This window comes from Spirulina sp. CCNP1310 (assembly GCF_034932185.1).
Lineage (GTDB): Bacteria > Cyanobacteriota > Cyanobacteriia > Cyanobacteriales > Spirulinaceae > Spirulina.
Map to the genome: position 1 here is coordinate 1 of NZ_JAYGHW010000068.1, position 22,154 is coordinate 22,154.

A 22,154-nucleotide genomic window follows, 5' to 3' on the forward strand; every position below is an offset into this window, starting at 1 on the left:
AAACGAGTCCAGAAGGCACTCTCAGTCAGAACCCATCACTGTCCCCATTGCGGCTATGAGGCTGACCGAGATGTGAATGCTGCCATCAACATCCTGCGCCTGGGACTAACTACCGTGGGGCACACGGTAAGTTATACGCTTGGGGAGATTGGGCCTCTGGCTGAGTTGGAGAAATCCTGCTCAGTTAAGTCCGGTCTTTGAACCAAGAATCCCCGTCGCTTCAGCGCGGGGAGTGTCAACAACCAATCCATCAAACTGATCAAACAAGCGAAAAGCTGTGTCCGCATCTTCAACGGTTACACGACCTTGATCCTTAGCCCATCTCAAAAATTGACGCATATCTTCAGAGCGAGAACGGGGAGCAAACCGTCGGCGAACTGTTTCACGGGCTTCTGTGAGCGATATAGCAGGAACGTATAGCTCAAATTCCCCCTCCCTTGCCCGTTGTAGCAATTGAACAGCCTGCGGACTTTGGATGTGAGCGGGAGCAATAACATCTACCACCCAATTGGTTTCAACTAAAATGGCTTGAGGCTTCACGGTGCTGCCTTACTCCATCTCGGCCCCGCAGATCTGACTTCACCCAAACGAAGAAGGCTGATGATGGGTTCACTGAGTAGTTCTTTTAAATCATCTGGCAGTTTTTTGATGTTAGCAGGCAGCTTTAACGCTTCAATCCATGCTTGGATTTGTGATTCAAACTCAAGCCAGTGATTGCCTTGCCATTGATGATCAGGAGGAGGCAGTAAAGCAGAAGGAAGCTTGGCCTCACCAACAATATTAATGGATTCACCATTAAACTTCTCAAAAGAATCGCGAAGCAGCATCAGGCAATCGCCAGAGACAAGGATACCAATTGAGCAATTCATGGATGTCATGGCTTGTTTAAGCTGCTCAATTGCCGCCAATTTACGACTAGGAACATCGTTGAGCTTCACTTCAACAATAATCCAATACTCTCCGTCTGGGCCAATAACAACAATGTCAGGTTGAGATGTTTTCATGGGTTTATCGTGACACTACTGAACAATTTTTATGCACCCAAACCCTAGGCTATCTGTAATCAAGATGTAGGGGCGCAAAATTTGAAATTTCGTCCCTAAGGGCAGGCAAGGCCATCACGCCAAAATTAATCGCTCGCGATGGCCGTGGGCTAACTGGATCGTTTCCTCGCTCACTTGGCTGAGGAGATAGACGCAATGCTCCGGCTGAAGCACTGTGCCATCATTGCGGCATTGGCCCCGGTAGTGGATTTTCGCTGTTGCCCCTTCGGTTTCGATGAGCGTTAGGGCCAGGAGGCGATCGCGCAAATTCACCGATTTCAATTTCCCTGATTTCGTCTTCTTCTCAAACCAGATTTCAGGGGTGGCCCAAACCGCGCTAACCCAACGCTCCCATTGGGGATCGGGGGATTCTGTCGTTAACGTTAGGGTGTATTCGGCTGCTTCCAAAAGTTTATTGGCAGAAGGAGCTTGCACATCGACTAATTCCAAATCATAAAGGGGGAGATCCGGCGGTAATGTGCGTAATAATCGCCCTTTGAAATCTTCAAATTCTAAGGGTTCTGTTAACTCAAAATCGACAATTTCACCACTGCTGGTCATACCTAAACTGAGGGCATTGGCGATCGCAATCCGCGGCCCCGGATGGAACCCCCCCGTAAAGGCAATGGGGAGGGAAGCGCGGCGGGTGAGGCGATCAAATAACCGCACCAAATCCAAATGACCCAAAAACCGCAATTCCCCCAACTTGCCAAACCGCAGCCGCCACCGTTGGGCGCGGGTTTGGTTCGCTTCAAACTGACCGGCAAAGGCAGGGATGGGGGGGACATCTTGAACGATATTGTGGCCAAAATCATCGCCACAGATGCCACATTGGGAACAGCCCTCAAAGGCACAGTCCGGAACCACCGTTTCCGCCAAGGCCCGCTGTAAATCGGCCTTGAGCCATTCCTTATCAATGCCCGTATTGATGTGATCCCAAGGTAACGCGGCATTGAGCCGTTCATCCCAGCTAAAGCGGTTTTTCCATTGGGGAGAGGCGGCCCGGAGATTTTCGACATTGCCGATCGCCTCATTTTCCACGGCCATCACATTCCATTCGCCTTCCTCAATTTGGCGATATTTCCACGTGAGATCAGAGGCGGCGATCGCCTCCCCCCAAGCCCCAAAAGCCCGGTCTAAATTGTCCCACCAGGCATCCATCCCCGCCCCCAATTCCCAAGCCTTGCGAATCACGGGGGCGAGGCGGCGATCGCCCCGACCCACAAAATCCTCCATGGCGGAAATCCGCACATCGGTAAAATTCGCCTTAATCCCCCGCATCTGTTTAAATTCCCCCCAGAGCAGTTCTTTTTTACGGGTAAATTCTGCGGTGGATACGGAATGCCATTGAAAAGGGGTATGGGGTTTGGGGGTAAAGTTGGAAATTGTCACATTAAAATCAAGCCGTTTGCGCCCCTGTACGACGCATTCCTGCCGCAACCAGCGCATCGTTTCGGCAATGCCCAAAACATCGACATCGGTTTCCCCCGGCAAGCCGATCATGAAATAAAGTTTCACCTTATCCCAACCCTGTTCAACGGCGGTTTTCACCCCCCGCAATAGCTCCTCATTAGTAAGGCCCTTATTAATCACATCCCGGAGCCGTTGGGTTCCCGCTTCGGGGGCAAACGTCAGGCTCATTTGCCGCGTCCCCCCCAAAATATTGGCGATATTTTCATCGAAGCGATCGACCCGTTGACTGGGCAAAGCGAGGGAAACATTCTCATCCTTGAGGCGGTTTTTAATCTCCATCCCCACCGCTGGTAAAGCCAGATAATCAGAACAACTCAGGGACAACAGCGAAAACTCATTATGGCCCGTCGCCCGCATCCCCGCTTCAATGGCATTAATCACCTGTTCCGGCTCCACATCCCGCGCCGGTCGTGTCAACATCCCCGGTTGGCAAAAGCGACAACCGCGAGTACAGCCGCGCCGAATTTCCACAGTGAGGCGATCGTGTACCGTCTCCACATAGGGGACTAAACCAATGGAATATTCCGGCATTGGGTTGGCGACGCGGCGGAGAATCCGGGGGGGAACATCAGGGTGATTGGGATGAACGGAGCCATCGGGGGCCATGTCGTAAAACAGCGGCACATAAACTCCCGGCACTTGGGCTAAATCGAGAAGTAATGCCCGCTTACTCAATCCGGCGGCCTTCCCTTCCGCAATCACCAAACCAATTTCTGGTAATAATTCCTCCCCATCTCCTAGGGCGAAAAAGTCGAAAAATTCAGCGAAGGGTTCGGGGTTGGAGGTGGCGGTTTGCCCCCCGGCAAAGATCAGGGGCAGATCAGGCCGTTCTAGCCGTTCAGCGGCAGTGAGAGGGATCTGCGCCAGATCAAGCATTTCGAGAATATTTGTCATCCCCAGTTCATAGCTCAAACTAAAGCCCAAAACATCAAAATCCGTGACGGGGCGGCGGGCTTCAAGGGCAAAGAGGGGGGTTTGGGTGGTGCGTAGTTTGGCGGCGAGGTCGGGGGCAGGGAGGTAGGCGCGATCGCACAGTTGGGCCGGCTGGGCGTTGAGGATGTTGTAGAGGATGATATGGCCCAGGTTAGATGCGCCCACTTCATAGACTTCGGGATAGGTCAAGACCCAACGCACCGTCGCCTTCTCCCAAGGTTTATGAACGGCCCCTAACTCATTCCCTAGGTAGCGGGCAGGTTTATTAATTTCAGGGGTAAGGAGTTGGTCAAGGGTCAAGGTATCTAGCTCCGGCAGGGTTCAGCCCTCTATTTTAACCCCTGGAGAAGGGAAGGAAAGAGAATAGAGAAGAGAGGATAGAGTGAAATTAAAATTTCCCCCTCATTTCCCCCTCACTTCCCATTCCCCGTTCCCCATTCCCCGTTCCCCCTTCATCGCCCCAACCATTCATAAGCCTCAAGATGACTAAGATCGCAACTGGTACAATCCCCACATTTAGACGGAGCGGGGAGTTTGCGAATCCGTCCCTTTTGTACCAGTTTGGTTAGCATCGGCTGAAGACAGGTGCGATCGCTCCGGAAGTGCAACGCGAGATCCCCGATGGAAACCGTGCCGTGATTAGCAATGTAGGCTTGGATGGCGGTGAGCATGGTCGTTAGGATTTTTCGGGTAGGAGGATGGAGCGCCGTCGCTGGGGTTGGCTGTAGCGCATTAAGAGGACGGTGGCGATCGCCCCCACCCCTAGCCCCACAATCCAAGCTGTGGCTGTAGCCGGATGTTGGGCAAATGTCACGATTTGATAGAACATCACCGCACTCCAATACCCCAATCCCGTCGTCCAGAGGCCGACAAACGCAGTCCAACCCGTATTGGTTTCCCGATACACCGCCCCCATGGCCGCCACACAGGGGAAATACATCAAGATGAAGAGCAAATAGGCAAAGGCTCCTGCCTGGCCTTCAAACCGCAGGGCCATCTGTCCAAAGGTTGTGTAGGCCACATCCTGCTCCGCTGCCACCGCATCGAGATCGCTGACATCACCAATCGAGAGGCCCAGGGGATCGAGGAGCGTACCGGAAAGTGTTGCTAGATTGGCGGGAATGGAGGCAAAGGCGGCTCCGATATTGCCCATAAAATCGACACCCTCATCCCCTAACTCAACCCCCGCCGCCACCGCCTCATTTCGGGCCAATTGGCTATAGAGGGAATCGAGGGTTCCCACGACGGCTTCTTTGGCAAATACGCCGGTAAAAATGCCCACTGTCGCGGGCCAATTTTTGCGGGTTAGACCCATGGGCGCAAAGACTGGCGTGACTTGCTGACTGAGGGTACTGAGGATCGAATTTTCGCTGTCTTCGTTACCAATGGAGCCGTCCATACCGACGGAATTGAGCAAACTGAGCACCATCACCATGACGATAATCACCCGACCCGCCCGCAGAATGAAGCTTTTTAACCGTTCCCAGGTGCGGATCAGTACCCCCTTGAGCGTCGGTAGATGGTAGGTGGGCAGTTCCATCACAAAGGGGGCAGCTTCCCCTTTAAGAAGCGTGTATTTCATGATTAAGCCGGTGGCGATCGCCATCCCCATGCCCACCAGATAGAGCAAAAACACGAGGTTTTGCCCCGCTTGGGGAAAGAAGGCCGCCGCAAACAGGGCATAGACCGGCAACCTTGCCCCACAGGACATAAAGGGGTTCATTAAAATTGTGAGAATGCGATCGCGCTTACTTTCCAACGTGCGGGTGGCCATAATCGCCGGAACATTACAGCCAAACCCCACCAACATCGGCACAAAGGACTTACCCGGCAGCCCCACAAACCGCATCAGGCGATCCATCACAAAGGCAGCGCGGGCCATGTAGCCACTGTCTTCTAAAAAGGCCATAAACAAAAACAGGCAAGCAATCACCGGGATAAACGTCGCCACCGTCTGAATGCCGCCGCCCATGCCCTGGGCCAGCACCACCGTTACTAAATCCGGCATCCCCAGAGCCGTTAAAATCGCCCCTAAACCATCGACAAAAATCGTGCCGAAGAAAATATCAAAAAAGTCAATAAAGGCACTGCCCACATTGATCGCAAACATAAACAGCAGGTACATCACCCCCAAAAAGATCGGAATGCCTAACCAGCGGTTGAGGACAATGTGATCAATGCGATCGCTTTGGGAGAGGCTCACCTGTCGGGGCCGGGTGGCGATGTCATTAACGAGGCGATGGGCATAGCTATAACGACTGTCGGCAACGGCAATATCCACATCTTCCCCTAAAACCTGATGAATGCGGTGGCGTTGCTCTGCCACTTGGCGGAGGAGATCAGGGGAGAGGTGGGGGGTGTCTTGGTCGTCGTATTCAAGGAGCTTGAGGGCCGTCCAGCGATCTGCACAACTATCCCGGTCGCTTGCCTCTTCAGGGGTTAACCCTGGCGGCTGGAGGGCGGGGATCAACACCGCAAGGGCCTCCTCCATGATGGTGGGATAAACGACTTGGGCGTGGGGCCGTTGGGGATGGGTTAAAAAGGCCGCTAAACAGTCCTTCAGGGCATCCACCCCCTGGCCCCGGGCCGCCACCATCGGGATCACGGGACAACCGAGACGGCTGGCCAGCAATTCGACGTTAATCCGGGTTCCCTGATCTTCGGCCACATCAACCATATTGAGGGCAATGACGAGGGGAAGACCGATTTCGAGGATTTGGGTGGTGAGGTAGAGGTTCCGCTCCAGGTTGGAGGCATCGACAATATCGATGACCACTTGGGCCGCACCGGAGAGGAGATAATCGCGGGCGATCGCCTCATCGACACTCCCTTCGTCCTGAGAATCAATGGCATAGATCCCCGGTAAATCGACAATGGTAATTTGCTGATTACCCTGGCGATAACTGCCCTCTTTGCGATCGACGGTCACACCGGGCCAATTACCCACCTGTTGGTTGGCCCCGGTGAGGGCATTAAAGAGCGTGGTTTTACCGCAGTTGGGGTTGCCGATCAGGGCGATGGTTGGAGGAGACATGGGCATTCAGGGAAAAAACAATCTAAGGAGAGATAAAAGACAGAAGGCAGAATAGAACGCAGAAGGCAGAAGGCAGAAGGCAGAAATAGTTTTTTACTCTTCACTTCCTACTTCCTACTTCATCCTTCGGCCAACGGCTCGACGCGCAATGCCGCCGCCTCGCTTTTGCGCAGACTGAGCTTAAAGCCGCGCACTTCGATTTCAATGGGGTCGCCCATGGGGGCTTGGCGGGTAATCGTGATCGGTGTGCCGGGAGTTAGTCCCATAGAGAGAAGTTTTTCGCGATAGGCGCGATGGCTGGTTTCATAGCTAAGGATGCGGCCAGATTGGCCGATGGCGAGGTCGCCGAGGTGCAATGGGGTAGTCATAGGAGCATCGACAGGGAGGGTCGGGGTAGATGTTGGCGGGTCGAGGAGCGTGGTGCTGACCATAACGCGATGGGCGATGCCTGCCCCTAGGCCAATGCGACAGCCCTGAAAGCCGACAATCATCGAGCCGCTGTCGGTACGGCTAACGACGGTGATTTCGCTGCCTTGGGTGAGGCCGAGATCGATCAGGCGACGCATGATCCGGTGTCCCCCCTGAATTTGGACGATCCAGAGGCGATCGCCTACCGTTGCCATCGCCAGGGGAAATTGCCCCGCCGACGTAGCGGCGGCAGTCTTCTGATCAACGGGGTGAGTCGAGTCCGCTTCCAATGGACTCCGACCACCAATGAAGGTGATCCCTGACCCATCAACCCCTAGTGAAGCCTGGGATGCATTGTTGATTGCCTTAAATTTCATAGAACCTTAAGAATGAGAACAATGATTAGGAAAATTGAGCAAGTAAAGGTCTAGACCTCTATCAAGAATGACAGAAAATGAGTAAAAATTAGCATCGACTTAATAGGAATTATTATCATTAAATTTGAACCTAGCGCAAATCCGGCAAGGTTACTTTGCTCTTAAGCTAAATTTAATGATTGCCGTGAGCCATGGGTGTTGTGGGGAGAATATCGACAATGGCGTTCAGGAATGGCGTTCAGGGAGAAGGTCAAGGTAGCCAGTTTAAATGGATGATGCTCGCCATCGTCGTTTGGATCGGCTCCTGGCGGGGCAATTGTAGCGGCGTGACCTGGCCCTCAATGGGCATCGTGCCACGGGGGTGAGCACTGGCACAGAGGGAAATATGACCTTCACTCACCACCAAGCCTTGAGTGGGATCATAGCCCCGCCAACCCGCCCCCGGAAGATAAACCTCCACCCAACCATGGAGATCCCGACGGTCTTGAACGCGATCGCCCGCCTGATACCCACTGACAAACCGCGCCGGAATCCCCAAACTGCGGCACACCTCCATAAACAACACCGCCCAATCCCGACAGGAACCCTGTTTTCGCCGCGCCGTCACCCCCGGCAACCAAGGGGCCCCCGTCTCCCGTAGAATGTATTCCCATTCGCGGTAAAGCTTTTGGTTTAAGGCATTGAGGAAATTTAAGGTGTTACCGTCGTTATCCATGAAGAGATCTTGCGCGAGGGCGATCGCCGCCGGATCAAACTGAGCTTGGATCGGTTCCAAATAAGCCCGAAGACTATGGTGAAGATCTTTAGGGTAATCCCAAGGGAGATGCATCGCCCAAGGTTCTAATAGATAGTGAAAGGGGTTCACCAAAAGGGTTTCCACTGTCATCGTGACGGTGATTTCTAATTGACTTGTGGGTTCAGTGAACCAGATTTTTGTGAATGTGTTGCCATCGAGATCAATAAGGGGCGATCGCCCCACCGGATCAGGCATCACCTTTAAAACAAAATCCTCCACCCGTTGCTCCCCATCGGCACGGGGATGAAGGCGCACCAAATGAGGTTGAAGGAGAATGCGATCGCTGTAGGTATAGGTTGTTTTGTGGTGGATTGAATAGCGCAAAGGGTTGCCTCAGATGTATATTTTTCAACAATTAAGGCAATGAATCTACCCAAAAGATACAACTATTGCCCCTCATAGCCCATGCCATTAGCCTCAGCATAGCGATGGAGAAACCGCATCACCCGCTCCCAATCTTGATCGGATTCAATATCAATTTGGCATTCCGCCCCTAAAATATCATCCTCTTCATTCGCCCCCACCCGAAATTTAAAATTACTGGGAACCGCACTAATTTCCCCTTCCTCATCAATCAAGCGCACCGTCCCGGTAAACCGTTTTGTAAAACTATTGACTAGATCAATCGCATTCAGGGTTTCAAACATCAGCAACACATTGCGAATCCCAGAGGTTTTTCCCTGACGGAGCCGCACATTACTGAGTTCTTCGGCAATCCCTTCAAAAAATTCAATGCGAGGGGTAACTGTCATTTTCCTAAAATTTTTTGTAAATTCTGTAAATGTTGTCAATAATCGGGTGCTTTTGCCAAAGGGCGCAAAAAATAGAGGGCGAAAAAATTTTCGCCCCTACGGTAACTCTGTTATTCGGCTTCGCCGCCTTGCAGTTTTAAAAGGAAAAAGCCAAGACCTAAACCGACCAAAATCAGCGTAAAGGACAACACGGCTGCATTCATCATTAAATCATGGGCATTCATGGTTAAAACTCCTGAAATCGGGAATGAGGGCTGATTTGACTCAAAAACCCATTGTAAAGCAAAGCGGGATGGAGCAAGCCTCAAGCCTACCCCCCATTGTTGGGGAGAGGGGTTGGGAATAAGGGCTGATCCCACCCCTGATCTCAGATCGCCCTAAAGTCGTGGCATCATGGCAAGAGTGCAACGAGAGGGCAAAATGGGGCAAAACGTGCGGTTGGTGATTTCCATGGGCGATCCGGCGGGGATTGGGCCCGAAGTCGTGCTCAAAGCGTTGGTCAATCCCCCCCCTGAGGCGGAAATTACGCTGGTGGGAGCGCGATCGCACCTCCAAGCCACCTATACCCAATTGCGAGAGATCACCCCCCTCGCCAATCCCGACGATTTCGAGATCATTGATATTCCGCTAGTTGAGCCGGTGATTTGGGGGGAAGGTACGGCGGCAACGGGGGCCGCCAGTTTTGCCTATTTGGAAAGGGCGATCGCCGCCACCCTCGCCGGAGAATTTGAGGCAATTGTGACCGCCCCCATTAACAAATCCCTCTGGCAAGCGGCGGGCCATAATTACCCCGGCCAGACGGAAGTCTTAGCGATGCGCGGGGGGGCGAAACAGTTTGGGATGCTGTTTGTGGCGCGATCGCCCCATAGTCAATGGCTCTTAATCACACTCCTGGCCACCACCCATATTCCCTTAAATCAAGTTCCCCAAGTCCTCAATCCAGACCTGATGGCCCGCAAATTGGATCTGTTGGTGCGATGTCTGCAACAGGATTTTGCCCTGGAGCAGCCCAAGGTGGCGATCGCCGGCCTCAATCCCCACAGTGGCGAGGAGGGCAACTTAGGGCGGGAAGAGGTGGATTGGTTGATCCCCTGGTTAGAACAGGAGCGCAAGCAGCGGCCCGATGTGGAATTAATCGGCCCCGTTCCCCCCGATACCCTTTGGGTGAAACCGGGTCAAGCTTGGTATGGCGATCGCTGCGGCAATTCCCCCGTTGCCGGTGTGGCTGATGGTTATCTCGCTCTCTATCATGATCAGGGGTTAATCCCCGTGAAATTGATGGCCTTTGACCAAGCCATTAACACCACCATTGGTTTACCCTTTGTCCGCACCTCCCCCGACCACGGCACAGCCTTTGATATTGCCGGCCGGGGTATCGCACGGGGGGAGAGCATGGCCGCAGCGATCGCCCTGGCGGTGGAATTAGCCGAAAATCGTCGCCAATGATCTGCACCGCATCTGAAGAAAGCGATCCCAATTCATTAAGATAGGAAAAAGCCCTGCTCCCGGTTAGCGAATCGATTCACGCTAGCGAACTTATCCCCCATGCCCATGCTTGACTTCATCCGCCCCGATCTCATCCAACTTCAGGCCTATACTCCCCATCCGGGCGGCGAACCCACCGGCCCCCTCGATATCCTCGACACGAACGAAAGCCCCGTCGATCTGCCCCCGGAACTCAAGGCCAAGCTGGCTTGGCTCTACCAAGAAACCATCGCCACCAACCGCTATCCCGATGGCAGTCACCACCACCTCAAGGCGAGTATTGCCAACTATGTCAATGAATCCGCCTCAACCCAAGCCATTGCCCCCGATTGGATTTCTGTGGGGAATGGTTCCGATGAACTGATCCGCTCGGTGCTCATTGCCACCTGTTTAGGGGGAGAGGGTTCGATCTATGTGGCGGAGCCGACGTTTTCCATGTATGGGATTATTGCGGAAACCTTGGGAATTTCTGTGATTCGGGGTCAGCGGTTGGCGGATTTTTCCATGGATTTGGCGGCGGCAAAAACGCAGGTTGTGGCTCCGGTGCGGGTTGTGTTTGTCGTTCACCCCAATTCCCCCACCGCCAACGCCCTCACAGCGGCGGAAATCGACTGGTTACGGAGCTTGCCCCCGGAAATTTTGGTGGTGATTGATGAGGCTTATTTTGAATTTAGCCAAACCACATTGGCGGCGGAATTACCCCAACATCCCAATTGGATTATTTTGCGCACGTTCTCCAAAGCCTTTCGCCTCGCTGCCCTGCGGGTGGGCTATGCGATCGCCCATCCCTCTGTGACCCAAATCCTCGAAAAAGTCCGCCTCCCCTACAACCTCCCCGCCTTCACCCAAGCGGGGGCGGAATTGGCCCTCCAACACCGGGGCCTGTTGTTAAGTGCGATCGCCCCCTTACAGGAGCAGCGGCAACAAATGATCGCGTCCTTGACTGCGCTCCCCCCGTTGCTCGTCTTTCCCAGTGCGGCCAACTTTGTCTATGTGCGATTGCGGGAGGGGGGCAATCCGGAATTAGCGGCCATTGCTGCTGCCCTCAAAGCCGAAGGGACGTTAATCCGCCATACCGGCGGCGGGTTGCGGATCACCATCGGCACAGCAGCGGAAAATGAGCGGGCGATCGCCCGGCTCACCGCCTATCTCCACCGTTAACGGCGAAAACCGTATTCCAGCGTGAAAAATTGCGGTTTAAAAGCCGCCAGGGGTTCGCGCAATTTTGCCAATTCTCCATCGGGGCCATGGATTTCCAACCGGGTTAAATCGGCAATTTGCAAAGCCGCCTGCAACAATTCCCCCACATTCTCCAAATGGGCTAACAGCCCTTCGGCATCGCCATAGCCTTCTCGACAATGGGCCTGATCGCCATCGAAACTGAAGCCGTAATACAGGCATTTAGGCTCCGTTGCGGTTTTAGCCACAAACTGTTCACAAATTTCCTTAAATGCCGCCAGTTGGCCGCCGTGAACTTGGAAATAGGGAACAATGGTACAGCATTGATCATCGGTTGCCATGGTTTCCTCCTGGAAGAATTTTGAGGGTAGATCCCTCTGTTATAGTAGGAGGCTGTAGGGGCGAAAAATTTTTCACCCCTCTTTGATGGGTAATTTTGCGCCTTTATGGATCAGTGCGATCGCCATTGGCCGCTACCAATTTCGGGCCAATTTCATCTAACGGCATTGCCCCCAATTCCCCCGATGCACGGGTGCGAATACTGAGGCTTTGGCTTTCCACCTCTTTAGCCCCCACCACTGCCATTACGGGAATTTTATCTTTTTCGGCATTGCGGATTTGCTTACCGAGGCGATCGCCACTGGCAATTTCCACCCGTAACCCCTGGGCCACCCATTGATTCCGCACTTCTTGGGCATAGGGCAAAAATTCATCACTGACACAGAGCAAACGCACCTGTACCGGCGCGAGCCAGAAGGGGAAATCTCCGGCGTATTCTTCAATGAGAATGCCAATTAAGCGCTCCAAGGAGCCAAAAGGCGCACGGTGAATCATCACCGGCCGCTGGCGGGAACCGTCCTCACTGACATATTCCAAATCAAAACGGTTCGGCAAATTATAATCCACCTGCACCGTTCCCAATTGCCATTCCCGATCCAACACATCCCGGAAAATAAAATCCAGTTTTGGCCCGTAGAATGCTGCCTCACCGGGAGCCTCAAAATGATCCATGCCTAAATGCTGCACCGCACGCCGGATCGCATTTTCTGCCGCATTCCACACTTCATCAGAGCCGATATATTTATCGGATTCAGGATCGCGGAAACTGAGGCGGGCTTTAAAGTTTTTCAGCTTCAATTTTTCAAAAACTGAAAGGATTAAATCCACCACATCGAGAAATTCCGCATCCAATTGATTGGGCGTGACAAAGAGGTGAGAGTCATCCACCGTAAAGCCCCGCACCCGCGTTAACCCGCCCAATTCCCCCGACTGTTCATAGCGGTACACCGTGCCAAATTCCGCTAACCGGATGGGCAATTCCCGATAGGAACGCAGTTCATTTTTATAAATTTGGATATGGAAAGGGCAGTTCATCGGCTTGAGGACAAAACCTTGTTCCGCAGCGGCGGCGGCTTCATCTTCCGCCATCATCGGGAACATATCCTCTTTATAGTTCTGCCAATGGCCGGAGGTTTTGAACAAATCCACCCGGCCAATGTGGGGTGTAACCACCCCTAAATAGCCCCGTTTGGTTTGTTCATCTTGGAGGAAACCCTGGAGGAGCGATCGCACCACCGTCCCCTTCGGAGTCCAGAGGGGCAACCCCGGCCCCACCACATCGGAGAACAGGAAGAGGCCCAATTCTTTCCCTAACTTGCGGTGATCCCGTTTGAGGGCCTCTTCCTTGCGCCGTTGATATTCCTTGAGTTGTTCGGGGGTTTCCCAGGCCGTTGCATAGATGCGTTGGAGTTGTTGGCGGGTTTCATCCCCCCGCCAATAGGCCCCCGCCACACTTTCCAGGGCGATCGCCTTCGGATTCAAAGCCTGAGTATTGTCCACATGGGGGCCAGCACAGAGATCCCACCACTGATCCCCCAAGTGATAGATCGTAATCTCATCGCCGCGCATCATATCCCGGAGAATCTCCAGCTTGTAGGGTTCCTCGATTTGCTCAATGCGGCTCTGGGCTTCCTCCCTGGTGACGGCTTCGCGCACGACGGGGAGCTTTTGCTTAATGATCTTATCCATCTGCTTTTTGATGGCTTTGAGATCTGCTTCGGTGAAGGGTTCGGGATTATCAAAATCGTAATAAAAACCCGTCTCTGTCCAAGGGCCAATCGTCACCTGTGCTTGAGGGAAAAGGCTCTGCACCGCCATCGCCATCACATGGGAGGCGGTGTGACGGATGCATTTCAGCGTTTCTGATTCACTGGTACGGGGGAGATGAATCGGTTCGGGAGCGGAATTTTCGGCACTGGACATAAATTGATTGACCTTCAAAGCGGACGATGGGGATTGAATCACCATGACCCATTGTACCGATGTCCCTGAACTGAAGGAAGTACATTAAGGCAGAAGGATGAAGGCAGAAGGATGAAGGCAGACAGGGGAATCTCTTGTGGGCTAAGAGTTTTGCCTTGCAGGTATGGTCGGATGATTTCCGTCGTTCGGTACTCAGGAGGATTTTGGCGATGGGGGGGTGATGGCCAATCACCCTCCACCCCTAGAAGTGCTAGATTTGGGGCAGTCCCTTGGGTTGTGCAAACCCTAGGCTCTCTTTCACCATACAGTTGAGCATCCTATGGCAATTAATCTCGAAAAAGGACAACGGATTTCCCTCGTCAAGGCAGCACCGGGTTTAAAACGGGTACTCTGTGGCCTAGGGTGGGATGTGGCCCAACGGCCCAAAGGGTTGATGAGCCTGTTTAGCAATAACCATGATTATGATTTGGATGCATCAGCGATCGCCCTTGATCGCAATGGCAAATACCGCAACACGAACAACGTCATCTATTTCGGCAATCTGCGCCATCCCTCCGGAGCCATCACCCATTTAGGGGATAATCTCACTGGGGCGGGCCATGGCGATGATGAGCAGATCATTGTTGATTTAACGAAAATCCCCGCTGACATTGAAACTTTGATGTTTGTGGTGAATATCTATCGGTGTCGCGATCGCCAGCAGGATTTTAGCCAAGTTAAAAATGCTTTTGTGCGTCTCGAAAATATGGAAAACCGCACCGAAATCGCCCGTTACAACCTCTCCGGCAGCGATTACCAAGGTTGTACCGGGTTACGCATTGCCAAGTTATATCGGAATGGGGAAGGCTGGGATTTAACCGCTCTTGGTGAAGGATTACAGGTCAATGAATTAAAAGAAATTCTCAAGCAATATTAAAACCCTGTAGGGGCGTTGGCGTAAGCCTGCCGGAGGCACAAAAATCTTTCGCCCTCCCCCTCTTTGCTTTAATCCTTTTCCTCTATGCTGTTTGATCGCCATGCCCAAAACCCCGATCATTAATCCTGAGCAATCCTATAGTTTTTCTGATTACTTTAAACTCAATTTCGCCCCCCAGGATATTCTTGCCTATTTTAAAGTGAAACTCCAACGCGCTAGGCTCGAATTACCTCACTATCCCGGCCCTCTTGATCGCCTCGCTGACCTCAAAGCCCGCATTGCCAACACCCTCCCCCGCCTCAGTCTCAACAGCGAAATGGCCCGGCGCGAATTCCTCATTGCCCCCGTCTTAACCGATCTACTCCACTACACCGAAGCCACCCTCAACGTTGAATATCCCGTCGCCGTTAACCATCAACTCAAGGGTTCCCTCGATTATCTTCTCCAAAATGAGCAAACGTTCCTCGTCATTGAGGCTAAAAATGAAGATTTAGAACGGGGTTTTCTGCAATTGGCGATTGAACTCATTGCCCTAGATCAATGGTTGGATGTTGATCAGCCGCTTCTTTTTGGGGCAATTTCTACGGGCAACATTTGGCAATTCGGCCAATTCGATCGCACTTCCCGCCAAATCACCCAAGACCTCGATCTTTACCGCGTTCCTACTGATCTTGATGACCTCCTTCCCATCCTTATCCACATCCTCCAACCTGAACAGAAATTGATTTGAAATTTAAGGTTATGTTCCAATAGGTATAGATATATTTGTTGGTATTGAGTTACTGATCAACTGAGATACAGGTGTATAAATATCACATTGAACTTCTGGTACTCGAATCGTTATTATTAATGAATAACGAACAGGCTGTTCATAACGCTCCAATTGTTTTTGTTCTTTCCACCATCCACTTACGGGACAAACACCTATCATTCCTCTTTCTGCTAGATCAATTGCGGAGCCTTTCCAAATATCAGAATGTAGTGAACCTTTATTTCTCAAATTAGAACCCAAAAACCAGTTATCATTTTCCCGACTACCACGAAAATTTTCTTCCTCCTCCCTAATTTCTTTGTTGATCCTTTTTTGGAATTCTTGATCAGTTTCTAAAGGCCTTTTAACTTCAAATCTAAGTCCACAAGATGCATAGCGGTGTTTTCTTTGATAACCTCGTTCTCCTGGATTAGGTTCAATAAAATAAGATAATGTAACTTTTAGCTTTACCTCAGCTTTCCCTAATTCTTCTAATTTTTCTTTAGGCCAAGGCAAATCGTGTAAATTCATTTTGTTGGTTTTGATAGCAGAACCATCTTTTTTAAAAGGCAATAGTTGATCTTCAATGATGAGTGTCAAATCACTATTTGAACTCTTTAACGCTCTATCTAGATCAGGAACACCGTATCCATATCTACGAATTATATTTTTTTTATGTTTTTGTTGAGATCCTTTGCTAAAATGCTCATTCATTATGGGAGTCCATTCGGCTGAATGAACAATTAATGCACGTATCGTTTCTGGCCAATACTCAGGATATTGAGACAGAATACGAGCAGCCATATAACTAGCTAGTGCAGTTGCACAACTCGTATCTGACATGGCTACAAATAATTTAGTTTTAACACGACGAGGATCATAGTCTGTTGTTAGCAGAGACAAATCGTCAAGACTTTCTGCCGGATTTTTACCATCTGAAGCATAGTTGCCACCCTCAAAAACAACATCAGGACGAATAGGCCATTGATTTTCCCAAGAAACGGAAGTTCGGCTAGTGGGAGATAAATCCCCACAAGGGGCGATAGGTTGCCAACCTTGAAAATCAGGATTAACAATGTTAATTTTCTCAGTATAAGCTCCGACCACAAGGGCATTCCACGCCTGTGCAGGATTTTCAATTGTTTCTAGATCATTACGGTCTAAATAATCAGATGGAAGTATTTGTTCTCTAATATTTCCTGCTGAAATAATGATCAATCGTTTAAGGTCATCTTCACCAAAGGCTAGTTGATCAATTGCTGCTGACCAAGACGAAGGATTTCCCAAATTGGGTAATAGTTGTTCATTAGTTACCGCCATACAAAAAATACGCTTTCTTTGTGGATTTTTTATTTCTGGTAGAGAAACCGCTTGCTCTGTAATAGCTCCGTAAAGTTCAGGATCATTGTATTTTGGATGTGGAGGAAGCAGTTTAACCGATTCTAAACGATGAGTAAGGTTTATCGGCGTTGTTGATTGTAAAATCTCAAATAGATCGGAATAAAGAATTAATCCTGTCATTTGAGTCCCATGGCCATCATGATCATTAGCTCCCCACGTTGGATCACAGGTATGTAAATCGTTAACATCAAGCCCTTTTTCAATGAGTGTATGTTTTTGATAAACACCTGTATCAAGAAGGCAAACAGTAACAGCATCAAAATTTTCGCTAGGAGGTAGCGTAAGATTATCTAAAGCATCTGACCATTCCTTTTGTTCAATTGAACTTAGGTTCAGAAAAAAAGAAGGTGTATCCTTAGCAATTCGTAGCTCTGCAACCGTATCAGAATTATAAATGATTTGCTCCATTTCTTCCGCACTAGCTATTGCTAGAATAACTGTCCTTTCTGGAAATTTAATTTGCGTCGATTTGATCGTAATGTTTAATCTTTGAGTAATTAATTGGAAATTTTCAAATTGGTGACGCCGCAGCCATACTTCCCACCAAACTTTTTGTCCATTTTGAGGAAACAAACTAAGATCATCAGTAAATAATGATTGAACTGTACCTAGATCAACATTTTCTAGTCTTGTTATTAACCCCGCATTTTTAGGATTTCCTTTTTTTGTATTTTCATCTCTATATTTCTCTACTTTTACTGTGAAAAAATCTGTGGCTGACTCTGGCACAAAAACTGTGGCCTTCACAAACCCTTCTTGGTCACCAGAAGATTTGACGGAAACTAGCTCTATCTTTTTTTGTTTATTTCCTAAATCTTCAAAAATGTTTGCATTGTCGTTTACAACTTCAAATTCTAAATAAAATCCAGGTTTTCCTACCGCAATTTTCGATGAACGATTTTGCAGTTGCTCATGAGCTTTGATGATTGCTTGACCGATAGCAGTTTCTATTTTTTTTGCTTGTGCTGTCCTATCACAATTCAGCGGCTCTGGGGTTCGTCCTGAGCGTGGTGATGTGTAATCGACAGTTTTCAAAAACTCTTGATTATTACTCAAGTATAAATGAGGATGATTACGAGAAGATTTTGACATTGTTAACCTGACATTTATGAATTAAAGTTTAAATCTTTACGTTCAAGAATAGCTGAAATCAAAAAATTTTCACTGATTTTTTCACTATTTGATAAAATAGCTTGTTTAACAGATTCATCCGCTGCTCGTACAATTTCAGCTTGAGCAAGTCCATTAGCTTGCTCAAGAATTTCTGACCAATTTTGCCAACCAATTCTAAAGCCAATAAGTCGAGATTGAATTAGTTCACGAATAGTCTCACTATCAGGAACTTTATATTTAATTACATCATCAAAACGTCTAAAAAGAGCTTTGTCTAGTAGCTGGGGATGATTCGTTGCTGCCAAAATAAGACTATCCCCTTGATCTTGTTCTAAAAACATTAAGAAGGAATTGAGGATTCGTCGAATTTCCCCTACATCATTATTATTATGGCGTTGAGTTCCAATTGCATCAAATTCATCAAAAAAATATATTCCTTTGGTGATTGTCATTGCTTCAAAAATCAGCTTTAATCGGCTTGCTGTTTCTCCCATATATTTGTCAATTAAACTATCATATATGGTCGTAAAAAGCGGTAATCTAAGTTCTCCAGCTAAGGCCTCAGCCGTCATGGTTTTACCCGAACCAGGAGGGCCGACTAATAACAGTTTTCGGCGAGGTTTAAGATTATGTTCTTTAAGTTTTTGTCCTTGTCTTTGTTCCGTTAACACCCGTTTAAGACTAAAACTAAGGTCAGAAGTCAGAGTCATATCTGATAATCGGGTATCTGGGTATCTTACAGAAATTAGATTAGCTAAATCTCCTTTTGGTTGTACTAAGGGAATAGGATTGATTTTATTTTCGATAACCGATTGATTAGCTTTAGCTTGGTCAATTACTTCTCGAATTTCTTGAGCTAATTTACCATGCCCTTGTCTTGCTTCATGCGCGGCCATCTGTAGAGCAGCAGAATAAAATTTCTGCTGCTCTCCTTCCACGTGACTTCTTAGAAGTGCTAGGATGTGGCGTGCAGTGGACATTATTTTAAGTTGGTCTTTTATTATACTATAGAGCCTTCTATGTAAACAATACTAGATAAAGTTACGGTTTGTCATGAACAGCTTCATAGTTTGATTGTACCAAACTTTAAGGATGTTAGCTACCTCATAGCTACATTAGCCTTTCATGCTAAAACCTCGAAACCTCGTGATATTAGCTTTTTTTATAACCCTAAACCGTGAAAACCCCTTTATTGCTAATTGTCTAAAGCAAGATATGCAAAAAAAGGGTTAATCCCCGTTGGAATTAACCCTCTGATTGCTTTGGAACACGAGCCAGAGATTACTGGACAACCAGTTTTACGTTGGCATTGTTCAAGCCCCGCTGTTGCACTTCAGCCAAGGTTTTATTGACGGCGTACTTTTGGTTGATGGAGTTGATTAACTCGGTTTGATTGTGCTTTTTGGCCACACCCCAAAGATCAGCAATCAGGTCAAAGGTGCCATCACCATTACCAGACCAGCCGAGATCATACTCGCCATCCAGAACCGCAACCAAATCAGCGCGAACCTGCTGACCATTGTAACCCCGGACTTCAGCATTGGTTTTCGTGGTGATCCCCAGATCCCGGAGGGAGTTTTGGAGAATTTCCACATCGGTGATCTTGGTGCGTAAGGTGCTGAAATGAGACATGTTGGACTTCCTCTTGAAAATGAAAACGACAGTGAGTTTAGGAAAAGTGCCGCTGATGCGGGCTATTCAATTGTGCTGCTAGCTAGGGCTAGCCTTTGCCCCCCCGGATGGGGGAGAAAGCCTGTTAAAACTCTAAACGCTGGTATTCCGCGCTAGAGGTCGCGGCAGGTCGGGCGCGTTGTCGCGCCCAATCACGAAGGGCTGTGACCTGCTCAGTCATGGTGCGAGAAAGGGGAAGCGTTGCCTTCAGGGCCGCGATGATGTCGAGTTGCGTGAACTCGCGGTCTTGGGCAAAGGCTTCATACATGGCGGCGATAATCGCCTGCTCAATTTCTGCACCGGAAAAACCTTCAGACATCGTGGCAAGTTGGGCGAGATCAAAGCGATCAATCTCGGTGCGGCGCTTGCAGAGATGAATTTTAAAAATGGCTTGGCGTTCTTCTGGGGTGGGCAAATCTACAAAGAAGATTTCATCAAATCGCCCTTTGCGGAGAAATTCCCCCGGCAATCGCTCAATGCGGTTAGCGGTAGCCATCACAAACACCGGGGAGGTTTTTTCCTGCATCCAGGTGAGGAAAGAACCGAAAATCCGGCTTGATGTGCCGCCATCGGAATCTGATGATCCGGTGCCACCGGAGAAGGATTTATCCAGTTCATCGATGAAGAGGATCGCCGGAGAGATGGATTCGGCGGTTTTGAGGGCGTTGCGTAAATTGGCTTCTGATCGCCCCACCATCGAACCATCGTAGACCCGTCCCATATCCAACCGCAGAATGGGTAAGCCCCACAACCGGGAGGTGGTTTTAGCAATTAGGGATTTGCCACAACCGGGAACGCCTAAAATCAGCATCCCCTTGGGTTGGGGTAAGCCGTAGTCCCGCGCCCGTTCGCTGAAGGCGTTGGAGCGTTGCCGGAGCCAATGTTTTAATTCATCCAAACCGCCGATCGCCTCTAGGGTTTCGTCCTCTTCAATGTATTCGAGGATGCCGTTGCGCCGGATCAGTTGCTTTTTCTCAGAGAGGATGATCTCCACTTCCTCCTCCGTGAGGCGGTTGGCTTTGACGTAGGCTTTACGGTAGACCTTTTCGGCTTCATCTTTGGTTAAACCGAGGGTGGCCCGCACCAATTTTTCGCGGGTTTCGGCGCTGGGCCGTTTGCCCCGGATTTTCCCCAATTGGTTTTCCAACACTTGACCCAGTTCTTCCATGCTGGGGAGGGGGAAATCCAACACGACTACATCTTTTTCCAGTTCGATGGGGATTTCTTGGATCGGAGACATGAGGATGGCGATTTTTTCTGTGCCTTTGAAGGAGGCGATCGCATCCCGTAACGCCCGTTTTACCCCTGCGCCGCTGATGAAGTCGTGGAGGTCTTTAAAAACATAGATGCCCGGTTCCTTCTGGTGGATCGTCCATTGGATCGCCGCTTCGGGGGAAATGGTGTTGTGTTGGGGGGTGGTGCGGGTTTGCCCATATTCCACCATCCCGTGGGTCATCGTCCAGATGAAAACTTTCTGATGTTGGGTGTGGTTCTGGGCAATTTTGGCGATCGCCTGCTCAGAGCGTTCTTCCTCTGGAGTGACGAGGTAGATCAGGGGATATTGAGCTTTGATGAGTATGCTCAGTTCTTCTTTCATCGGAAATCGACCTTTTTGATTGTTACGACTCGATGGGCTATCCCCCCGCTCTAGCTGGCGGGCCAGCCCCGCCCCTAGCAGGGAACGAGATGTTCCTCATCTTGGGAATCCGCACCGGAACCAAGGGATTCGCGGACTTTTTCCACAGAGAGGTCTGGGGTGAGTTCGTCTGTAATAATGCTGGGCTGGTTACGGAGGGAAATGAGATCCCCATCCCGCTGTACCAAAGCACTTCCGCAATCGGGGCAGGCATGGACACGATGACTCTGGCCCTTTTGCCCTTGGGCGGCTTCGATTTCTTCCACCGCTTCGGGATATTGCAGATAGAACTGAATGGCCCGCTCCACTAATGCCGACATCGACTCTTCATCCACGACGGATTTAATTTTGAGTCTCCGGTGCATTTGGGAAGGTAAGTACAGAGTTACTTTCTGCTTGTCTTGCATCTTGATGCTCATAAAAGTTTTACCCGGGTATGCTATGCCATCTTAATCAGGGTCTTGGGGACTGTCAAGGCGGTATAGCGTCATGACGGCAATATTGTAATATTCGTTTACAATGCTGCCTAGATCAACGCAATACAGTCAATTTCCACCTTCACCCCTTTAGGGAGTTGAGCCACCTGCACCGTAGCGCGGGCGGGGGCGGTGGCTTCATCGAAATAGCGGGCGTAAACCCCGTTCATCGTCGCAAAATCCGCCAAATCCGTTAAAAACACCGTCGTTTTCACCACCTGGTTAAAGCTCGCTCCCCCAGCGGTGAGGATGGCTTGCAAATTGGCCATCACCTGCTCCGTTTGGGCGGCCACATCATCCCCCCCCACTAATTCCCCCGCTGCATTGAGGGGAATCTGCCCCGCCACAAACAGGAATTCTCCTTGGGCGGCGATCGCCTGACTATAGGGCCCCACCGGAGCCGGAGCCGCCTCGGTTTGCACAATGCGCTTACTCATCACTTTCCCCT

The 22,154-nt window shown here is 50.1% G+C and carries 22 protein-coding genes; 5 read left to right on the plus strand and 17 right to left on the minus strand.

Annotated features, from left to right (window positions below; all coding sequences use genetic code 11):
- A partial coding sequence (locus tag VB712_RS12230) for a zinc ribbon domain-containing protein (RefSeq protein WP_323255052.1) occupies positions 1–201 on the plus strand: 201 nt, incomplete at its 5' end.
- Here the strand turns inward: VB712_RS12230 and VB712_RS12235 are convergent.
- The 9 genes from VB712_RS12235 to VB712_RS12275 form a co-directional block, all read right to left on the minus strand.
- The gene (locus VB712_RS12235) at positions 181–540 is read right to left on the minus strand and encodes a hypothetical protein (RefSeq protein WP_323255054.1); all 360 of its coding nucleotides are present in this window, start codon (positions 538–540) and stop codon (positions 181–183) included. The genes VB712_RS12230 and VB712_RS12235 overlap by 21 nt on opposite strands.
- The gene (locus VB712_RS12240; RefSeq protein ID WP_323255056.1) at positions 537–1,004 is read right to left on the minus strand and encodes a hypothetical protein; all 468 of its coding nucleotides are present in this window, start codon (positions 1,002–1,004) and stop codon (positions 537–539) included. The genes VB712_RS12235 and VB712_RS12240 overlap by 4 nt, the downstream gene beginning before the upstream one ends.
- A gap of 114 nt (positions 1,005–1,118) precedes the next feature.
- On the minus strand, positions 1,119–3,749 hold the full coding sequence (locus VB712_RS12245; protein WP_323255058.1) for a TIGR03960 family B12-binding radical SAM protein: 2,631 nt from the start codon (positions 3,747–3,749) through the stop codon (positions 1,119–1,121).
- A 152-nt stretch (positions 3,750–3,901) separates the two neighbouring features.
- Positions 3,902–4,120, minus strand: coding sequence for a FeoC-like transcriptional regulator (locus tag VB712_RS12250; protein WP_323255060.1), 219 nt, complete (start codon positions 4,118–4,120; stop codon positions 3,902–3,904).
- A 5-nt stretch (positions 4,121–4,125) separates the two neighbouring features.
- Complete coding sequence (gene feoB, locus VB712_RS12255) at positions 4,126–6,483, minus strand: Fe(2+) transporter permease subunit FeoB (protein WP_323255062.1); 2,358 nt, start codon at positions 6,481–6,483, stop codon at positions 4,126–4,128.
- 119 nt (positions 6,484–6,602) lie between these two features.
- On the minus strand, positions 6,603–7,268 hold the full coding sequence (locus VB712_RS12260; protein WP_323255064.1) for a FeoA family protein: 666 nt from the start codon (positions 7,266–7,268) through the stop codon (positions 6,603–6,605).
- A gap of 250 nt (positions 7,269–7,518) precedes the next feature.
- Complete coding sequence (locus tag VB712_RS12265; RefSeq protein WP_323255066.1) at positions 7,519–8,388, minus strand: transglutaminase family protein; 870 nt, start codon at positions 8,386–8,388, stop codon at positions 7,519–7,521.
- A 62-nt stretch (positions 8,389–8,450) separates the two neighbouring features.
- Positions 8,451–8,816, minus strand: coding sequence for a photosystem II reaction center protein Psb28 (psb28, locus tag VB712_RS12270; RefSeq protein WP_323255068.1), 366 nt, complete (start codon positions 8,814–8,816; stop codon positions 8,451–8,453).
- Between the two features lie 110 nt (positions 8,817–8,926).
- A complete protein-coding gene (locus VB712_RS12275) occupies positions 8,927–9,040 on the minus strand; it encodes a PetM family cytochrome b6-f complex subunit 7 (RefSeq protein WP_323255070.1) in 114 nt (37 codons plus the stop codon).
- Between the two features lie 169 nt (positions 9,041–9,209).
- Between VB712_RS12275 and pdxA the strand changes: the two genes are divergently transcribed.
- Positions 9,210–10,262: a 4-hydroxythreonine-4-phosphate dehydrogenase PdxA gene (gene pdxA / locus VB712_RS12280; protein WP_323255072.1), complete on the plus strand. Its 1,053-nt coding sequence runs from the start codon at positions 9,210–9,212 to the stop codon at positions 10,260–10,262.
- A 105-nt stretch (positions 10,263–10,367) separates the two neighbouring features.
- Positions 10,368–11,462 carry a histidinol-phosphate transaminase gene (locus VB712_RS12285; RefSeq protein WP_323255074.1) on the plus strand — a complete coding sequence of 365 codons (1,095 nt, stop codon included), beginning with the start codon at positions 10,368–10,370 and terminating at the stop codon, positions 11,460–11,462.
- Here VB712_RS12285 and VB712_RS12290 read toward each other — a convergent pair.
- Positions 11,459–11,821: a hypothetical protein gene (locus VB712_RS12290; RefSeq protein WP_323255075.1), complete on the minus strand. Its 363-nt coding sequence runs from the start codon at positions 11,819–11,821 to the stop codon at positions 11,459–11,461. The genes VB712_RS12285 and VB712_RS12290 overlap by 4 nt on opposite strands.
- Positions 11,822–11,924: 103 nt before the next feature.
- A complete protein-coding gene (gene thrS / locus VB712_RS12295; protein WP_416236335.1) occupies positions 11,925–13,742 on the minus strand; it encodes a threonine--tRNA ligase in 1,818 nt (605 codons plus the stop codon).
- A 319-nt stretch (positions 13,743–14,061) separates the two neighbouring features.
- Here thrS and VB712_RS12300 point away from each other — a divergent pair, with 319 nt between their 5' ends.
- Together VB712_RS12300 and VB712_RS12305 are read left to right on the plus strand one after the other, a co-directional pair.
- Complete coding sequence (locus VB712_RS12300; RefSeq protein WP_323255080.1) at positions 14,062–14,658, plus strand: TerD family protein; 597 nt, start codon at positions 14,062–14,064, stop codon at positions 14,656–14,658.
- Positions 14,659–14,758: 100 nt separating this feature from the next.
- Positions 14,759–15,388 (plus strand): hypothetical protein, encoded by a 630-nt coding sequence (locus VB712_RS12305; protein ID WP_323255082.1) that lies wholly within the window; start codon positions 14,759–14,761, stop codon positions 15,386–15,388.
- Positions 15,389–15,397: 9 nt separating this feature from the next.
- Here the strand turns inward: VB712_RS12305 and VB712_RS12310 are convergent, their stop codons facing one another.
- The 6 genes from VB712_RS12310 to VB712_RS12335 all read right to left on the minus strand — a co-directional run bounded on the left by VB712_RS12310 (position 15,398) and on the right by VB712_RS12335 (position 22,143).
- Positions 15,398–17,902, minus strand: coding sequence for a S8 family peptidase (locus VB712_RS12310; protein WP_323255084.1), 2,505 nt, complete (start codon positions 17,900–17,902; stop codon positions 15,398–15,400).
- Positions 17,903–17,916: 14 nt separating this feature from the next.
- Positions 17,917–18,903: an ATP-binding protein gene (locus VB712_RS12315; protein ID WP_323255086.1), complete on the minus strand. Its 987-nt coding sequence runs from the start codon at positions 18,901–18,903 to the stop codon at positions 17,917–17,919.
- Between the two features lie 301 nt (positions 18,904–19,204).
- Entirely contained in the window at positions 19,205–19,555 is a 351-nt protein-coding gene (locus VB712_RS12320; RefSeq protein WP_323255088.1) for a DUF1257 domain-containing protein, read from the minus strand.
- A gap of 124 nt (positions 19,556–19,679) precedes the next feature.
- On the minus strand, positions 19,680–21,191 hold the full coding sequence (locus VB712_RS12325) for an AAA family ATPase (RefSeq protein ID WP_323255090.1): 1,512 nt from the start codon (positions 21,189–21,191) through the stop codon (positions 19,680–19,682).
- Positions 21,192–21,265: 74 nt separating this feature from the next.
- The gene (locus tag VB712_RS12330; RefSeq protein WP_416236336.1) at positions 21,266–21,637 is read right to left on the minus strand and encodes a hypothetical protein; all 372 of its coding nucleotides are present in this window, start codon (positions 21,635–21,637) and stop codon (positions 21,266–21,268) included.
- Between the two features lie 119 nt (positions 21,638–21,756).
- Positions 21,757–22,143, minus strand: a complete 387-nt coding sequence (locus VB712_RS12335; protein ID WP_323255093.1) for a Rid family detoxifying hydrolase — start codon at positions 22,141–22,143, stop codon at positions 21,757–21,759.
- Positions 22,144–22,154 lie beyond the last annotated feature (11 nt).

Bases quoted from the DNA above. Each gene is read 5' to 3' on its own strand.
- VB712_RS12325 (WP_323255090.1), bottom strand. From the start codon at position 21,191: ATGAAAGAAGAACTGAGCATACTCATCAAAGCTCAATATCCCCTGATC.
- VB712_RS12285 (WP_323255074.1), top strand. From the start codon at position 10,368: ATGCTTGACTTCATCCGCCCCGATCTCATCCAACTTCAGGCCTATACT.
- VB712_RS12320 (WP_323255088.1), bottom strand. From the start codon at position 19,555: ATGTCTCATTTCAGCACCTTACGCACCAAGATCACCGATGTGGAAATT.
- VB712_RS12250 (WP_323255060.1), bottom strand. From the start codon at position 4,120: ATGCTCACCGCCATCCAAGCCTACATTGCTAATCACGGCACGGTTTCC.
- VB712_RS12305 (WP_323255082.1), top strand. From the start codon at position 14,759: ATGCCCAAAACCCCGATCATTAATCCTGAGCAATCCTATAGTTTTTCT.
- VB712_RS12315 (WP_323255086.1), bottom strand. From the start codon at position 18,903: ATGTCCACTGCACGCCACATCCTAGCACTTCTAAGAAGTCACGTGGAA.
- psb28 (WP_323255068.1), bottom strand. From the start codon at position 8,816: ATGACAGTTACCCCTCGCATTGAATTTTTTGAAGGGATTGCCGAAGAA.
- VB712_RS12335 (WP_323255093.1), bottom strand. From the start codon at position 22,143: ATGAGTAAGCGCATTGTGCAAACCGAGGCGGCTCCGGCTCCGGTGGGG.
- feoB (WP_323255062.1), bottom strand. From the start codon at position 6,483: ATGTCTCCTCCAACCATCGCCCTGATCGGCAACCCCAACTGCGGTAAA.
- VB712_RS12240 (WP_323255056.1), bottom strand. From the start codon at position 1,004: ATGAAAACATCTCAACCTGACATTGTTGTTATTGGCCCAGACGGAGAG.
- VB712_RS12330 (WP_416236336.1), bottom strand. From the start codon at position 21,637: ATGCAAGACAAGCAGAAAGTAACTCTGTACTTACCTTCCCAAATGCAC.
- VB712_RS12275 (WP_323255070.1), bottom strand. From the start codon at position 9,040: ATGAATGCCCATGATTTAATGATGAATGCAGCCGTGTTGTCCTTTACG.
- pdxA (WP_323255072.1), top strand. From the start codon at position 9,210: ATGGCAAGAGTGCAACGAGAGGGCAAAATGGGGCAAAACGTGCGGTTG.
- VB712_RS12310 (WP_323255084.1), bottom strand. From the start codon at position 17,902: ATGTCAAAATCTTCTCGTAATCATCCTCATTTATACTTGAGTAATAAT.
- VB712_RS12300 (WP_323255080.1), top strand. From the start codon at position 14,062: ATGGCAATTAATCTCGAAAAAGGACAACGGATTTCCCTCGTCAAGGCA.
- VB712_RS12260 (WP_323255064.1), bottom strand. From the start codon at position 7,268: ATGAAATTTAAGGCAATCAACAATGCATCCCAGGCTTCACTAGGGGTT.
- VB712_RS12290 (WP_323255075.1), bottom strand. From the start codon at position 11,821: ATGGCAACCGATGATCAATGCTGTACCATTGTTCCCTATTTCCAAGTT.
- thrS (WP_416236335.1), bottom strand. From the start codon at position 13,742: ATGTCCAGTGCCGAAAATTCCGCTCCCGAACCGATTCATCTCCCCCGT.